This is a genomic window from Lysinibacillus sp. FSL K6-3209, assembly GCF_037976175.1.
In the GTDB taxonomy this organism is placed as follows: domain Bacteria; phylum Bacillota; class Bacilli; order Bacillales_A; family Planococcaceae; genus Lysinibacillus; species Lysinibacillus sphaericus_D.
Genome location: NZ_CP150264.1, coordinates 1,218,767 through 1,235,182, shown reverse-complemented (window position 1 = coordinate 1,235,182; position 16,416 = coordinate 1,218,767). Strand labels below are relative to the sequence as shown.

At 36.1% G+C, this 16,416-nt stretch carries 17 protein-coding genes; 10 read left to right on the top strand and 7 right to left on the bottom strand.

The features are described 5' to 3' along the window. Window positions 1-115: 115 nt before the first annotated feature. The 9 genes from MHH88_RS05820 (at window position 116) to MHH88_RS05780 (ending at window position 6,766) form a co-directional block, all read left to right on the top strand. Window positions 116-640 carry a sigma-70 family RNA polymerase sigma factor gene (locus MHH88_RS05820; RefSeq protein WP_339261786.1) on the top strand — a complete coding sequence of 175 codons (525 nt, stop codon included), beginning with the start codon at window positions 116-118 and terminating at the stop codon, window positions 638-640. Then, entirely contained in the window at window positions 633-1,340 is a 708-nt protein-coding gene (locus MHH88_RS05815; protein WP_339261785.1) for a DUF3600 domain-containing protein, read from the top strand. Before MHH88_RS05820 ends, MHH88_RS05815 begins: the two co-directional genes overlap by 8 nt. A 581-nt stretch (window positions 1,341-1,921) precedes the next feature. Beyond that, on the top strand, window positions 1,922-2,341 hold the full coding sequence (locus MHH88_RS05810) for a hypothetical protein (RefSeq protein ID WP_069509972.1): 420 nt from the start codon (window positions 1,922-1,924) through the stop codon (window positions 2,339-2,341). 459 nt (window positions 2,342-2,800) lie between these two features. Continuing rightward, window positions 2,801-3,160: a GntR family transcriptional regulator gene (locus MHH88_RS05805; RefSeq protein ID WP_069509974.1), complete on the top strand. Its 360-nt coding sequence runs from the start codon at window positions 2,801-2,803 to the stop codon at window positions 3,158-3,160. A 3-nt stretch (window positions 3,161-3,163) separates the two neighbouring features. Continuing rightward, window positions 3,164-4,030: an ABC transporter ATP-binding protein gene (locus tag MHH88_RS05800; RefSeq protein WP_339261784.1), complete on the top strand. Its 867-nt coding sequence runs from the start codon at window positions 3,164-3,166 to the stop codon at window positions 4,028-4,030. Further along, complete coding sequence (locus MHH88_RS05795) at window positions 4,027-4,722, top strand: hypothetical protein (RefSeq protein WP_339261783.1); 696 nt, start codon at window positions 4,027-4,029, stop codon at window positions 4,720-4,722. Before MHH88_RS05800 ends, MHH88_RS05795 begins: the two co-directional genes overlap by 4 nt. A 21-nt stretch (window positions 4,723-4,743) precedes the next feature. Beyond that, window positions 4,744-5,490: a CPBP family intramembrane glutamic endopeptidase gene (locus MHH88_RS05790; RefSeq protein ID WP_339261782.1), complete on the top strand. Its 747-nt coding sequence runs from the start codon at window positions 4,744-4,746 to the stop codon at window positions 5,488-5,490. 32 nt (window positions 5,491-5,522) lie between these two features. Beyond that, window positions 5,523-6,059, top strand: coding sequence for a DJ-1/PfpI family protein (locus MHH88_RS05785; RefSeq protein WP_339261781.1), 537 nt, complete (start codon window positions 5,523-5,525; stop codon window positions 6,057-6,059). Window positions 6,060-6,439: 380 nt separating this feature from the next. Beyond that, window positions 6,440-6,766: a CotD family spore coat protein gene (locus tag MHH88_RS05780; protein WP_024361604.1), complete on the top strand. Its 327-nt coding sequence runs from the start codon at window positions 6,440-6,442 to the stop codon at window positions 6,764-6,766. A 53-nt stretch (window positions 6,767-6,819) separates the two neighbouring features. On the opposite strand, the gene MHH88_RS05775 is transcribed toward MHH88_RS05780, so the two are convergent. From MHH88_RS05775 to MHH88_RS05745, 7 genes are all read right to left on the bottom strand, one after another. After that, on the bottom strand, window positions 6,820-8,382 hold the full coding sequence (locus MHH88_RS05775; RefSeq protein ID WP_339261780.1) for a sensor domain-containing diguanylate cyclase: 1,563 nt from the start codon (window positions 8,380-8,382) through the stop codon (window positions 6,820-6,822). A 481-nt stretch (window positions 8,383-8,863) separates the two neighbouring features. Continuing rightward, the gene (locus MHH88_RS05770) at window positions 8,864-9,403 is read right to left on the bottom strand and encodes a PadR family transcriptional regulator (protein ID WP_069509987.1); all 540 of its coding nucleotides are present in this window, start codon (window positions 9,401-9,403) and stop codon (window positions 8,864-8,866) included. 88 nt (window positions 9,404-9,491) lie between these two features. Further along, complete coding sequence (locus MHH88_RS05765) at window positions 9,492-10,640, bottom strand: ABC transporter permease (protein WP_339261779.1); 1,149 nt, start codon at window positions 10,638-10,640, stop codon at window positions 9,492-9,494. A 300-nt stretch (window positions 10,641-10,940) separates the two neighbouring features. Continuing rightward, window positions 10,941-11,558: a hypothetical protein gene (locus MHH88_RS05760; RefSeq protein WP_339261778.1), complete on the bottom strand. Its 618-nt coding sequence runs from the start codon at window positions 11,556-11,558 to the stop codon at window positions 10,941-10,943. Between the two features lie 171 nt (window positions 11,559-11,729). Further along, window positions 11,730-13,064, bottom strand: coding sequence for a type I glutamate--ammonia ligase (glnA, locus tag MHH88_RS05755; protein ID WP_024361926.1), 1,335 nt, complete (start codon window positions 13,062-13,064; stop codon window positions 11,730-11,732). Between the two features lie 99 nt (window positions 13,065-13,163). Beyond that, on the bottom strand, window positions 13,164-13,538 hold the full coding sequence (locus MHH88_RS05750; protein WP_069509993.1) for a MerR family transcriptional regulator: 375 nt from the start codon (window positions 13,536-13,538) through the stop codon (window positions 13,164-13,166). Between the two features lie 510 nt (window positions 13,539-14,048). Then, on the bottom strand, window positions 14,049-15,299 hold the full coding sequence (locus MHH88_RS05745) for a methionine gamma-lyase family protein (RefSeq protein ID WP_339261777.1): 1,251 nt from the start codon (window positions 15,297-15,299) through the stop codon (window positions 14,049-14,051). A gap of 147 nt (window positions 15,300-15,446) precedes the next feature. On the opposite strand from MHH88_RS05745, the gene MHH88_RS05740 reads away from it, so the two are divergent. After that, window positions 15,447-16,052, top strand: a complete 606-nt coding sequence (locus tag MHH88_RS05740; protein ID WP_024361929.1) for a trimeric intracellular cation channel family protein — start codon at window positions 15,447-15,449, stop codon at window positions 16,050-16,052. The last annotated feature ends 364 nt before the right edge of the window (window positions 16,053-16,416 follow it).

Below are 16,416 nucleotides of genomic sequence, written 5' to 3'. Positions count from 1 at the left end.
TTCATGATGGACATCCAATTGCCAAAAACTTTTAATTATTTGAAAAGAAATTTAAGCCAAAACACCTTATCGTTTGTCTAATAGACGTACAACGAAAACGAAAGGAGGAATTACGATGAAACTTGAACGTTTAGTAAAGAAAGCACAAAAAGGAAATGATAAAGCCTATGTAATGCTTTTCCAACAGTACGAAGCAGATATTTATCGAATGGCTTATGTCTATGTAAAAAATAAAGAAGATGCATTAGATCTTGTTCAAGAAGTGGCCTATCAGTCATTTAAAAAAATCAGTACATTAAAAAAGCCAGAATTTTTCAAGACATGGCTTATGAAAATTACGATTAATTGTGCACTAAACTTAATCAATAAAAATAAAAAAGTAATTCCGCTAAATTCAAACCTAGACATGCTTATGAGGACAGAAGATGAAGATATTGCACTGACTTTATCTTTAAACAAGCTGATTGATACTTTACAAGAGGATGAAAAAAGTGTCATTTTACTAAAATATTATGATGATCGGACATTAAAGGAAATTTCGGAGATATTAGATATCCCACTAGGAACCGCAAAGTCTGTCCTATACCGCGCTCTAGACAAGCTTCGTCAAAATTTAAAGGAGGTAGATAGCTATGCATAATCATCTTAAACAAGAGCTTTCACAAATCGAAATCCCTGCAGAAATCCATGAAAGAAGTAAATTGGGCATTAAAAAAGCAAAATCTGAAAGAGGTGGTAAATTAAATCGTTTTGTTAAGAAACGATTAGCTATCGCTGTGATTTCCGCTTCGTTAATGATTCCAACAGGCGTATTTGCTTATCAAGCATTACTTGCCGATGAATTATATGGTTCTTTTGATAATCTAAAAAAACATGCTGCGAATGTGACAATGGAAAGTTACTTATTATTCAATGCCAAACTCGATCAGGCAAAAGGTGACCTCGGAAAAGAAGAGTATGAACAATTTAAAGAATTACTAAATGTCTTTACAAGTGCCAAAATTGAATATGGTAATCACAATGGCAACATCGATTATTCTCAAGTTCCCGTAGAGCCATTAGAGGACATTAAAGCCGCTATGTATGAAGTGCAACCATACTTTGACAAATTGAACGGCCTTCCATCAAGTAAAGACGTTTTAACGGCTGAAGAATATGAACAATATATACAAGCCCTCATGAACTATGAAACGACGATGGCACAACTAGGTGTTTCTAGTGTTCCAGACGTCGAGACAATGCCTAAAGAAATGCAACAGCCATTCATCGAAGCTCAAAATTATTTACAATATGTAAATGACAAGCAGGTTGAAGTGAAAAATGACTTGGGAACTGAATAATAACAAGAAAACAGTTGGGACAAAAGAGAAAAAGTGTTAGATTGATGGCAGTCAAGCTAACACTTTTTTGCTACGCCGTTATTGTCCGCTTCGGCGGTGCTTTCCGCTCTGCACAGTCAGTCGTAGCCCTCGCTAACGCGCGGAATGCCCGCGTCTTACGCTGTGTGCGTTCTGAGCAGGAGTCAACGCCTTCGCTATCAACAACTAGTAAACCCTTCTAATTTTTTATTTATTGCAAAAGCAAGAATAGCTAAGTTCTCCCTCTGTTCCTTAAATTTTTTTAGTTATGCCCCAGCCTCGTTCTATATTTCTACGCCTAATCGAAGCCGATGACGCAACACTTCTACGCTGTGTTGCGTCATAATTTTAGTAGTACGCTTCAATTCCCTTAATCAATGTATACAGCAAATAATGTTGCAACTTATAGGTGCAAACGTAACGTCATAAAGTGTAAAATATCCACTATAATTAAGTTGTATAATGTTGTTGCCCAACTAATAGTAATTGGCAGTGTCATCAATATCTTTTCTTCGTGGTTTTTGAGCTGTTGTGCTATATTCAAAGTGTCAGGAGTGAGTTGATTGAAAAAGTTATTCACAATTACCGCAATAATTCTTGTTTTACTCGGAGCAGCTGGCTATGCCATGTGGCATTTTGGGACAAATATTGCTTCCGAAAAAATTATCGAAAAAGTAGAGTCTACTGTAGATGACGAAAATCTAGCAGAAGTAAAATCCTATATCGAGAACGATCCGAAAGTTCAAGAAATTATTAGCGAGGCAGCAACTACAAATCCGGAAACTCTTCCCTTCCAAACTAAGGAAGAAGCGATACGTGTGTTAATAAAAAAAGTGGGCGTTAATCGTTTATTTGAAATTCAGGAACAAGCGCAAAACGGTTCAATTAGCGAGGATCAAATCTTAGCGGAAATGGAAGGTAAACTGTCTGAAGATGAAATTTCTGCTTTAAAATATGTTTTGTATAAAGAATTGACTAAATAAAACTAGCCATTTAAATGTTTAAATTGAAAAAAAGTAGAGATGCTAAGAAAACACAGCTATTTTTATTTCATACACTAACGCCAACCACTCAAAAGAGTCACAGTAAAAAGTGGTTGTGGTAACCCATTTGGTGCTGGTGGTTCTAATGATATGGACTCGATTCCTCTTTAGTGGAATCGAGTCTTTTTTAGATACTACAACTAAGCACCAATAAATCATGGTTCCTCTAACAAATCCTCATTTCCGACCTCTGCCATGCTATTTTATAACCTACCAACGCATGCAACTCCGAAACGAGCTAACCTAGTCCAATCATAAAAGGACAAAATTTGAAAATAAACTATATGAAAACACTATTTTTAAAAATAGAGGTAATTACCAACAATAAATTGACAATTTAATTACTACGTTGTATGGTTAGTTACATAAGTAATGAACCAATTAACTAGGAGGTGGATTGTGATTTATTCGTTAAGCAATGAAAAACCAATCTTCCAGCAAATTCGTGAACGGGTTGAAGATGCCATTCTTGATGGGCAACTACAGTCTGAAGATCGCATTCCATCAACCAATGAATTTGCCAAAGAGTATCAAATAAATCCTGCAACAGCAGGCAAGGGTGTGAACGAATTAGTGGAAAAAGGTGTCATTTATAAAAAACGAGGCGTAGGCATGTTTGTCAGTATGGATGCACGTAAAATTTTAATAGCAGAACGTAAGGAAAACTTTTTTGCACAACATATTGAACCGTTGAAAAAAGAGGCGGTCCGTTTAGGCATCTCTGATGAAGAATTACAAAATATGTTACAGAGGGGATAATTTATGAAGATTGATGTGAGAAATGTTAGCAAATTATTTAAACAGAAACATGCTTTAAAAAATGTGTCATTTACGATTGAAGGACCAAAAATCATCGGTTTCTTAGGTCATAATGGCGCTGGTAAAACAACATTTTTAAATTTATTAGCAGGGCTTATTCCTACAACTGAAGGTCATATACGCATCAATGGCGAGAATGTTTTCAATGCACCTGCTATATTGCGTAACATTTGTTTTGTTGCAGAGAGTGGCAATTTTCAAGAAGATATGACGGTCGCACAATGTTTAAAGGCTAATCGTTTTTTCTATCCAAAATGGGATGAAGAACTTGCAAATGAGCTTCTTCAAGTGTTTGCCCTTAACCCTAAAGATAAAGTGCGCAATTTATCGAAAGGGATGGTATCTGCACTCGGTATTATTACGGGGTTTGCTAGTCATGCAGCAATTACCATTTTCGATGAGCCCTATATTGGCTTAGACGTAGCTGCACGCAATACATTTTATGATTTACTAATTGATCAACAAATAGAACAACCGAGGCTATTCCTTTTATCGACACATTTAATAGATGAAGCCAGTGAATTGTTCGAAGAAATCCTAATTTTGCAAGAAGGCGAGCTATTGCTGCAAAAAACGGCGGAGCAATGGGATCAGTATATTGTTGCAGTAAAAGGAAATGTTCAGGAAGTTGAACGCGCAATACAAGACTTAGAAGTCATTCACAAGCATATTTTTATGCATGATATGACGGCCGTTGTCTACGCCCACGGTCGTGCAATCGAAGGTGAAAATATTTCATTAGAAAATGTATCTTTACAAGACCTATTAGTGTATTTAAGTAAACAGCAGAAAGAGAGGTTAGTAAAATGAAAACAGTACAAGGTAGCTTATATGTATTCTTTCAAAGCTATAAAAAAAGTAATATTATTTTTTGGTGCATTTTATTTGCCATCGTCCTACTGTCATTTTTCATCGATACCTTTTTTGGGCAATATATTACTTTTGCTATGACCATCTCTATACCTGTCTATATTTTTTATAGTACGATGGGGGCCAAAATTTTAAATAAAACATTGCCTTATTTTTTAAAGCTTGGCTTAAGCCGTATGCAGTATGTTTGGAACGTAGGCTTATTTTTCATCGCTTGGAGCCTTATTGGTGCATTTATAATTGCCTGTACACATAAAATGATTACTTTTCTATCAAATCTATTAGATTATCAAAACATGGTCATTATTCACCCTCTCTTCTTTTTTAGCAGTTCAGACTCATTTTTTCAAACAATGGCGATAGATACCGTGTTACTACTACTTTGTTTAATCTCAAGCCTGCTTTTAAATGTCGTCTTTTATCGCCTCGGCACATTAGGTGGTTACAGTTTTATTGGAATAATGGCTTTGATTCCGATAATGATGGTAATTTTCGGATGGTACTCACCTCTTTTTATGACATTATCGAAAGCCTCCACTTTGCAAATAATCGGTAGCTTATTAGTGATGATTATTATTATTTATATTGTCATCTCAAGTGCATTACGAAAAGCTCCGGCAATGCCAGCATAAAACCTTGAAGGGATCGACAAAATGAAAAAGATTGTTATAAAAATTGTAGGTATAGAACTGCTTCTTATTTTTTTTTATGTTGCAAATGGGGCTTACGTTTCCATTCAACAACCTTCTAATCCGTTTTGGCAGTTTGCTATATTGATTCCTTTAGCAATCGCTCTCGTTCTTTATATAACGGCAAAAAAGAAATGGCGTCATTACTTCTTTATTCCGATGAATATCGGAAATATATTTGTCTACTTACCCCTAATTTTCGTATTATGTATTATTTTATTTGGTACAAAAGGTTTGAATTTCGATTCTATTAGTGATTTATTACTCATGTTTTTCATGCAAATGTTTGTTGTTGCTTTTATTGAAGAAACCATTTTTAGAGGCATCTTACTTCGCTTATTATTATCTAAAGGAACTTTTACTGCTATTTCGCTTTCGAGCATTCTTTTTGGCGTGACACATGCATTGCAGCTTATTGGGGGGCAATCGCTCGAAGATACCGTTATACAAATTATTTATGCCCTTCTTGTAGGTCTCGTTCTATCGTTACTTATTATCGATGGTCAATCTATTATTTTGACGATTACCTTCCATGGTTTCAATAATTTCTTTAATTTTATGGGAAATGCAGAAAGTTCCAGGCTAACAGCGTATCTTATCAGCATTGTATTATTTGTTTATTTGTTATTTTTATGGAGACGCGTTAAGAAAAAGGCATCGGTACAATCACTTCGAAGTAGCAGTCCTTTACACGATTTCAACCGTTCCTAATAGATATGACACATTGAAAAGAGAGGATAAAAATGAAAAAAACTGCCGTACTTTTATATCCACAATTCAGTGAATATGAATTAAGTGTAGCATTATCCATATTAATGCAAGGGAAAAAACCTATCGTAACGGTTGGCTTAAATCATCAGAAGATTATGGGCGAATCTGGTTTAACTTGTCTAGCCGATAGGCAATTAAGCGATATTAATATAGAGGAGATTGATAGTCTCTTATTACCTGGCTGCATGGATATTGGAACATTAGTAGATGAGCAAGAATTATTATATTTTATTCAGACATTGGATTCACAAGGCGCAGTCATAGCTAGTATTTCAAGTTCCCCTTATCTTTTAGCCAAGGCAGGTGTACTAAAGAATAAATACTATACAGTTGGTTTACCACTTGAAGGCATGAAACAATTGGGTGTTTTTGATCTTCGCTATTACTCTGATGAACTAATCGTTCAGGATGGTAGGATTATCACGGCTAAAGGTAGAGGTTTTATTCAGTTTGGTTTAGCCTTTGGTAAAGCGTTACAGCTGGATTTTGATGAACAATGGTATAAATAACGGTGCCTGTCACTCAAACAATTTTGAATTCTTTTTTAATTCATATAAATATAAAATTAAAGGATTGTTCTTGCCAATAGCTTGGCTTCAGAACTATCCTTTATTCGTCTTCATGAAACTTTTATTTAACAGCTGGATCTTCGTTTCTTTTGCTGTTTACAAAGTAATACTATTCGTAAAAATAACAAATAGCCTAAATCCCTTTTTGACATTTCACCAAATTACTTTTTCAAATTAACATCACAGGGGCAAGAAAATTCATGCTATTGGGGCATTTAAGAGATTTAACTAGCCCTTAATAGGCATACAAATAGACCATTTAGTCTTACATCTCATATGTTAATTATGAACCACAACTTATCAAAACAGGAGGTAATAACATGTTTAATCGTAAGCGTCACCATGGAAGAGGACCACAATGCTGCCCACCACAAACAATGCCAACACAATTTGACCCACCACAATTTTTACCGCCAGAGCAATATGTACGCACAAATTACATTCATACAGTTGTACCACACGTTCAACCAGCACATATTACAACAGTGAACAAACATATCATCGATCATCAATACTACTTCCCTTGCACAGAGAACGTAGTAAATGAATGCTGTGAAAATCATACACTATGTGGTATGCCACATAATCACTGCCATATGCCACAACAACATATGGGTCACCATAAACATATGGGCATGGGGTATTAATTTATATGCGATGAGACACTTGATGTCTCATCGCTTTTCTTAAATAGACCACATTATTTTTCGCCTGCTGTTTTTACTTGGTTCCGACCTGCTTGCTTAGCAAGATACAATGCTCCATCTGCCGCTTCAATTAATGCTTCTGTTGTACTAGCCATTTTAGGATACTCTGCCACTCCCGCTGATAGCGTTACTGGACGACCACAAGGACTATTCGAATTTGCTAACTGTTGTCTTAAATTTTCCGCTACAATTACTGCTTCTTTAACAGTCGTATTAGGTAATAGAATGATAAATTCCTCACCGCCATAACGACAACAAATATCGTTTTCACGTGCCACTGCTTTCATTTTTTGAGCTAAATATTGTAGTACTTTATCTCCCATTGCATGGCCATAGGTATCGTTGACGCTCTTGAAATGATCCAAATCGAGTAAAATAATTGAATGCATCAGTTGATTTTTCTCCCATTCAGATAGCGTAGCATCCATTGTTCGTCGGTTTGTTACCCCAGTTAAAGGGTCGGTTGTCGACTGATCTTTAAAATAGGAAACTTGCCCTTGCAAAAAGGACAAACTTCGAATAAGTGCACTCTTTAAATAATATGCTTCAAAATACCAACTGCGTACGGACTTTAACCCTTCAACACTTCTGGAATCTAAGCTCTCTTCTGTTAATGTTGCCAGCTGCTGCAACGGGCGGGCAATTCGCGCTGCGGTCCATAATAAAACAAAAATCGACAACAGCATAAGCGGTATTGCATTAATCGCTACTTCCTGTACTCGATCAAACGAAGGCTCTAGCGCTACTTCTAATGGTCGTTGAGAAATGACACCCCAACCAGTTATCGGTACTACACTATATCCAGCCAACATTTCAATATTTTTCGTATTCGTGACTTGCTGTGCACCATTTTTTCCTGATATTACTGCTTTCACTACTTTATTTTCCATTACAACATCATTGATACGACTTGGATCTTGATGGTAGATAATACGTCCATCTGCATCTACTACAAACACATAAGAACCGTCATTATAATAATGCTCCCCTAACAGCAAATTAAATACATTATGTTCTTTTAAATAAATTGTACCTGCTACCATTCCTAAGTATTCGTTCTGCGCTGAAAATATAGGATACGAGATAAAAATAATAAGTCTCCCTGTAATCCCTTTATATGGTTTCGATACGAGAGGCGTTTTTTTGGATAACGCCTCTTTCCCTCCTACAGAGGTCAAATACTTTCCTTTTACATCTACAGAAGGTGGTGAAACTGACAGTACTAGACCATCCGCATTCGATACTATAACGGAGTTAAACATATTATTTTGCATTTTCAATCGGTCTGTTTCTTTATCCAATGCTGCTTCATCGCCCATAATTGATTCCATATGGTCTGCGCTGTAACCTAAAATTTGAAAGGCTTCTTCTAAGTAGGCGCTTGCGGTAGTTGCCAATTTTTGAGCATATACACGATTTGTTTCAAGTGAATTTTCCTTGATGGAATCCACATTCATACGATAACCACTCCATATGCTACCGATGCTTGTGAAAAAAAACGCTGCCATTGCTAAACCCATTATTAAATGCTTTAGCCTTAACTGTCTTGATTTCATGGTCTTCTTTTACTCCTATTTATGTATTTTGACTCTATTACTTACGGTGAATGACGCATATTTCTTTATCTATTAAAACACAAACATCATTTTATTTTACAATTTATTTGTATATATTTAAAGTTTTTGTAAAAGCAATGTTGTCAAAGGCCTATATAATTCTTAAAAAACAAAACTATTATCATAATTTGGACATAAAAAATTACTATAACCTTAGTTATAAATTTTATTGTCAGTATATTTTCGTATTTTTTAATAAGTATTTGCTGATAACACCTTAAGTAATTGCTAAAAAAATCTTATTAAGCTTCCTATGTGAATTGCACAGACGTAAGATACAATAAGAGCTGCATTTTCCCCTTTCGTTAGCACTTATCATTCAATTATATAATAATCCCTTACTGATTTGCGGGAAAAATCCAATTGAATAAATAAGCGCAAAAAAAGACTATTTACAATCATTGCAAATAGTCTTTTTCTTTTATATTTCTCCTTTTCGGACGTGCTCAATTAGTCTTTCTAAGTATTGTATGGAGCCCTGTATTCTAAAATTCGCATAATCGCTAACAAATTCAGCTAGCACTTCTACTCCTGGTTTCATAAACTGTTGTCTATCTGAATTAAAGAGATTATCCCATTTTGAATGCATCGCGTTTAACTTTTTTTCTAAAATATGAATAACCCGATCGCGGTCAACATGTTTCATATTGGCTAAACCAATAACCATATCACCAATTGTGTTTGCATTTTCAAGCGATTTATAAATCTTTTTTGGCAAGGCTTCGCGTCCTTTTTCCGTTATAGCAAAAACGTGCTTATCTGGTCGATTGTCTTCTTTTATAACTTCTTTCGTCTCGATTAGTCCTTGCTTCGCTAACGATTCAAAATGATAGTATAACTTACTTTCCGTTAAACCATTAATTGAGTCAAGAGACTGTAATTCAGAGATTTGTTTTTTTAAATTATAAGGATAATTATCTTCTTCCATAAGCTTGCTAAGAATGAAAATTTGAATTGCCATTATTTCAGCTCCTTAGGCAAATATTAGTTCCATTTTATCAAAACTAATGATTTACTTCATCAGAATTTTAAGCACTTATTTCTTTGCTCTATTTTTCTACAGTTATTGGTAGTGGTTTATGAAGCATCCAAACGATCAGCACATTTATAACCATCGCTACAAATCCAACTGTTGTTAATCCTAAAATAAAAGGTGTGGCACTAATACTACCAAAAATATTGCTAAAGTATGCTTGAACAGAATAATACATTGGTGAAATATGGCTAATCCACTCATACGGTAAATACATCATTTCACGAGATATTGTTGCACCGTTAGCGATTGTCTGAATTAATAAAATTGGAATGTTTAAAATCATTCCTGCTTCCCCAATTAATAATACAACAACCGCATTGAAGTTAAAGCATGCCCAATAAATTAAAATTTGTTGGCCCAATATTTGGAAGAACACATCCGTTCCCGATAAATCATTGATAGCAAATGACATACCCGTTGATACGAGCCCAGCCAAAATACCAATTAGTATTGCTGTTAATTGCATATAAACGAATAAACGTGTTTTCGTTGCTTTCCCACGATTTACTTTAAACACTCCTACTAATTGCATGGCGCCAATCATAGCACCTACATAAAGCGCCATCGTTAAGAACATTGGCAGCATATTGTTATGCATACCGTCTGGCACATCATTCATTGTCTCGATATTTCCTACATAGCTATTTTCAATTTGCTCTGCTAATTTGGCTGCTTGCTCTTGTGGTAAATGTAAGTTCATTAAAATCCCTTGCGCTGTTTGTTGTGAAAACTGTGCACTTAGTTGCTCATTTAGTTGCATAACAATTTGTTGCATAGAGGATGATACAGCGGTTGCACTTGCTTCGTTAATGGAGAAATCAATGCTTGATGAAACATCTCCTTTTTGTAAATCAGCAGAAAATGTCTCTGGAATATGAACGACTAATGCTAAGTCGTTTTCCTCTAAATCTTTTAATGCCTCTTTATTAGTAATATCTGTTTGAATATCCTTAAATGGAAGCTGTTCTGTTAAGCTATCAGCTATTTGAGCACCATATTCCCCTTTATCATCATTAATTATCGCAATCGGTAATGCATCAATATTGCCAGGTATCGCTGTGTAACCTGGTAGGAAGATACCTAACATACATACAGCATAAAAGATCCCCATAAAAATAGAGCCCTTGGCACCTTTCGTTTTTAAAAATTCTTTAAACTTCATTAAATTAGTACTTCCTTTCTACGAACACCTAGTCTATTTATAATCTAAACAAAATAGTTTAATTTAAGTAGTTTAATTAAACCGTGAGTGTAATTCTACAAAAATACCGTTTACTTTGCAATGAATACATATAGCTAGCTATCATTAATTTTTATTATTTGTCCAAACTGTGAAGTAGGGATTGCATGTTTTTAACATTTCAAAAAGTGAATAACAGCAGCTTACAATCCATTGCGCAACAAAAAAGCATTGCAGTTAATAACTCCAATGCTTTTTATAGCGTATAGCTCCCCATGGGCACTACCTATTCATCTCGTTAAATAAATCATAGCCATAAAATAAAAATTTTAATTTTACTTTTATGATACATTGTTCAATTCTTCTATTTTTTTCTTCTTCAGAATACTCCATTGGCATTTTTACACAAACACCTAAATCGATCCACTTGATTATTTCTTTTTGTTTATCCCAATAGATATGTTCTAGTTTAAAATCAAAATCATATCGATTAACACTCATCATTTCTTTTTTGGCTTTAATCAATTGATTAAGAATTTTTCTTAATTCTTCCAAACTTATACCTTCTTTTAGCATCTCCAGAAGTGTTTTACCTTTTGCTTTTTCTATAAATAAGTAATCTCTTTTTTTATAAGCGAACATTTTAGGAAAATATGGACTATCATGTAACTCCAACAGCGCACAAATATCATTATCACCTTTTCCTTCAGGTAATAACTTCTTTAATATCATTTCATTTTCTTTATCCTCAAAAACAATGGAACGTCTTCTAGAATTTTGTATAATTTTCACATCTTTATTTAATACTCTTTTAAAGTTATATAAGTAAATTGAATTCTTACTTTCTTTCGGTAGCTTATGAAAAAATTTTGTTATTTGCACAGTCAATGCTCCTTTCATCCATAAAAAAATTTTAAAAAATATTTGGTTATTATTCAATAATTGACAAAAATGTTTTTTTAAAATAATTAATAACTATATTTTAGGAGTGTCAAAATAGCTGTGGGTTTGACAAAAGGATTTGTGGGCAAAAAAAAACGTTGAAGCCCATGAGCTCCAACGTTTTTTTGATTAATACATTTTTAAATATTGGTCGCGTTCCCATTGGTGTACGGTTGTACGGTACATATCGAACTCGATTTCTTTTGCTTCTTTGAAGTTTGCGTAAATGTGTTCACCTAAAGCTGATTGAGCCACTTTGTCTTGTGCAAGTAATGTTAACGCATCGTCAAGTGCTGGTGGTAAATTCGCAATACCGTTCGCTTTACGTTCTTCTTCTGTCATTACATAAATATTGCGGTTAATCGCTGCTGGTGGCGTTAATTGTTGACGGATACCTTCTAGACCCGCTTCTAAAATAACAGCCATCGCTAAATATGGGTTTGCTGAAGGATCCACTGAACGTACTTCTACACGAGTTGAAAGTCCACGTGCAGATGGAATACGAATAAGTGGTGAACGGTTTTGTGCAGACCATGCAACATAACATGGCGCTTCATAACCTGGAACTAAACGCTTATAAGAGTTTACTGTTGGGTTTGTTACAGCTGTGAATCCTTGTACGTGTGCAAGAACACCTGCCATAAATTGCATTGCTGTTTCAGAAAGACCTAGCTCTGTAGATTCATCGTAAAATGCATTTTCTTTACCTTTAAATAAAGATACGTTGAAGTGCATACCAGAGCCTGCTTCACCAAACAATGGTTTTGGCATAAATGTAGCATGTAGGCCGTGTTTACGTGCAATTGTTTTAACAACTAGTTTGAATGTTTGGATGTTGTCACAAGCTGTAATAGCATCTGCATATTTAAAGTCGATTTCATGTTGACCTGGTGCTACTTCATGGTGTGAAGCTTCGATTTCAAAGCCCATTTCTTCAAGCTCTAACACGATATCACGACGACAGTTTTCACCTAAATCTGTAGGCGCTAAGTCAAAATAACCACCGTGGTCATTTACTTCTAATGTAGGTTCACCTTTTGCATCTAATTTGAATAAGAAGAATTCTGGCTCAGGTCCTAAGTTGAAGCTTGTGAAGCCCATATCTTCCATTTTTTTAAGGATACGTTTTAAGTTGTTACGTGGGTCACCAGCGAATGGTTCGCCTTTTGCAGTGTATACGTCACAGATGAAACGTGCTACTTTCCCTTTTTCTGAAGTCCAAGGGAACACTACGAAAGAATCTAAATCAGGATATAAATACATATCCGATTCTTCAATACGCACGAAGCCTTCAATGGATGAGCCATCGAACATCATTTTGTTTTCTAGTGCTTTGTCTAGTTGACTAACAGGAATTTCAACGTTTTTAATAGTACCTAGAATATCCGTAAATTGTAAACGAATGAAACTTACATTTTTCTCCTCGATTAAACGCTTGATGTCGTCTTTTGTGTATTTACCCACAGTTTTCCACACTCCTATAAATTGTCTTGCTTATATCATTACCCTACCCTACTAAAAAAATAATAAACTGATTGTAATTTGAACCATTTCGTATTTATTTTAATAGAATCGGGATAAATCCCCACGTCGGATGGATGATTTTTGCATGCGCTGCGCTTGACGCATTTCTTCGCGCATAATCCGACGTAATTCTGTGTCGGTTAAATCTGGTTCTTCAGCGGCAACAGGATCTGATTTTTTGGCAAATATTTTTTTAATCTTCGCCATATTCATGCCTTGCTCCAAGTAATCTTTTATTTCAAGAAGTATATCGACGTCATTTAATGAAAACATACGACGATTGCCTTCTGTTCGGTGTGGCTCAATTAAATGGTGTTCTTCATAATAACGAATTTGGCGTGCCGAAAGCTCGGTCAATTGCATCACGATACTCATGGATAATAACGGCATAGTTCGTCTAATTTCACGACTCATTTAAGTCCCCCCAATACCCGCTTATCATATAACGAAAAAAATTCACTGTCAACAAAGATGTTAGGTTTCCTAACATGATTTTTTAATTTTTTTTAGAATTGATGCAAAATTGTTAAAAACTAGTCAAAATACCTGAACGAAACATACACATTTACAGTTTATCTATTTATATTAGAGACAAGAGGCTGGGACAAAAGAGAAAAAGTGTTAGATTGAACCCAATCAATCTAACACTTTTTTGCTATGCCGTTGTTGTCCGCTACAGCGGTGCTTTCCGCGGGCACACCGTAAGCCGCAACCCTCGCTAACGCGCGGTCTGTTGCGTCTTACATTGTGTGCTGTTCTGAGCTGGAGTCACCGCCTTCGCTATCAACAACTAGTGAACACTTCTAATTTTTTTATTGCAAAAGTAAGAATAGCTAAGTTCTCCATATAGCAAAAAATTATGAACACCTTTCCTCTGTTCTTTAAATTTTTTTAGTTATGTCCCAGCCTCCTTGTTAATAAAGTCTATTTTTGCAAGCCTTGAACTGCGCTACAAATAGCAAATTTCACGTGCTCATATGTCAATCCACCTTGAATAAATGCTGTAAACGGTGGACGAATTGGACCGTCTGCTGTCAGTTCAATACTCGAACCTTGAATAAATGTCCCTGCCGCCATAATAACATCATCCTCGTAGCCTGGCATATAAGCAGGCTCTGGTGCATAATGCGCATTAATTGGAGAGTTCGCTTGAATTTCACGACAGAAAGCAACCATTTGCTCGGCTGTGTTAAACGATACCGATTGAATTAAATCTGTACGTTCAGCATGGTAACTTGGGAATGTCGTCATGCCTACTTCCTCTAACATAGCCGCTGTGAAAATCGCACCTTTTAATGCTTGGCTAACTACATGTGGTGCTAGGAAAAAGCCTTGGTAAAAGTCACCCAGCGTATTTAATGTTGCGCCCGCTTCCGCACCAATTCCTGGTGATGTCATACGATAAGCACATTTTTCTACTAAATCAGCTCGTCCTGCAATATAGCCACCTATTTTAGCTAAACCGCCACCTGGATTTTTAATAAGCGAACCAGCCATTAAATCCGCACCTACTTCTGTAGGTTCTTGTGCTTCCACAAATTCTCCATAGCAGTTATCTACAAATATAATAGCATTAGGTGCTAATTCTCGTATCTTGGCACACATTTCTGCAATTTGCGAAATCGTAAAGGATGGACGTGATGCATAGCCTTTTGAACGTTGAATGGCTATCATTTTTGTGTTCGGTGTAATGGCTGCAGCGACTGCCGACCAGTCAACCATTTCGTTATCGATTAAATCTACATGTCGATAACCAATTTTATAGTCCTTTAGCGAGCCCGTATCTTTGTCTCCTCCATCGACAATCGACTGTAATGTGTCATATGGTTGGCCTGATATATAAAGCAATTCATCACCTGGTCGTAACACGCCGAATAGACTAAGCGTAATTGCATGTGTTCCAGATATGATTTGAGGGCGAACAATTGCCGCCTCTGCTCCAAAAACTTCCGCATACACACGTTCAAGATTGTCACGGCCTTCATCATCATAGCCATAGCCATTGGATGGATGTAAATGAAAATCGCTCACTTGATGCGTTCTAAATGCTGAAAGTACTTTTTGTTGGTTGAAGAATGCCATATTTTCTACTCTCGTATGATATGGGCGGACTCTTTCCTCAATTTTTTCCGCTAATGCCAACGTTTCTGCTGTTAAATGGGTTGTAAAAGTCATTGTTTTCGTCTCCGTTTCAAATTGTTCTTTCCTATCTTATCAATTTGTTTGCAACCCTGCAAAAATTGCTATTGTGTCTAGCTGTTAAATACGCTAAGCTAAGGGGCGGACTTACTACAAATTATTCTCGTTTAAGGAGGGAAAGTGATGGCTTGGGAAGTTTTTAGCATCATTGGGACAATTGCCTTCGCTATTTCCGGGGCAATAATTGCAATGGAAGAAGAATACGATTTATTCGGTGTATATATACTTGGCATTGTAACTGCATTCGGTGGCGGTGCCATTCGTAATTTACTTATCGGTTTACCAGTAACAACGTTGTGGGGTCAGGATATGATGTTTCAAATTGCAATCGCTGCCATTACGATATTTTTTATTTTTCCGCATCATCTTATACAGCATTGGCATCGTTGGGGCAATTTTACAGATGCCATCGGCTTATCGGCTTTTGCTATACAAGGGGCATTATATGCAGTGAAGCTCAATATGCCAATTAGTGCGGTTATTGTAGCCGCAGTCTTAACTGGTTCCGGTGGTGGAATAGTGCGTGATTTATTGGCAGGACGTAAGCCACTCGTGCTACGTGATGAAATCTACGGTGTCTGGGCAGCACTTGCTGGTCTACTTATTGGATTGGAATTACTAGAAGGGGATATCTTTTTATACGTGTTATTCGGGGTAATTACAATTTTACGAGTTCTTTCATATATGAAGAAATGGCGCTTACCTTTGCGAAAATTGAATCGAGCTTAAGAGACTTTAAAAAAACAGAAAGCTGCTGGGACAAAAGAGAAAAAGTGTTAGATTGAGTGCCATCAATCTAACACTTTTTTGCTACGCCGTTGTTGTCCGCTTCGGCGGTGCTTTCTGCGGGTACACACGTAAGCCGCAACCCTCACTAACGCGCGGAATGCCCGCATCTTACAGTGTGTGCGTTCAAAGCAGGAGTCACCGCCTTCGCTACAAACAACTAGTGAATACTTCTATTTTTTCGCAATAACGGACAAGTCCCCATAATAGCGAAAATTTACCAACATCTTTCCTCTGTTCCTTAAATATCCCAGCTTCCTTTTTTGCTATAGACGATTACGCTCTATATGTTTAGCTAAGATTTTTC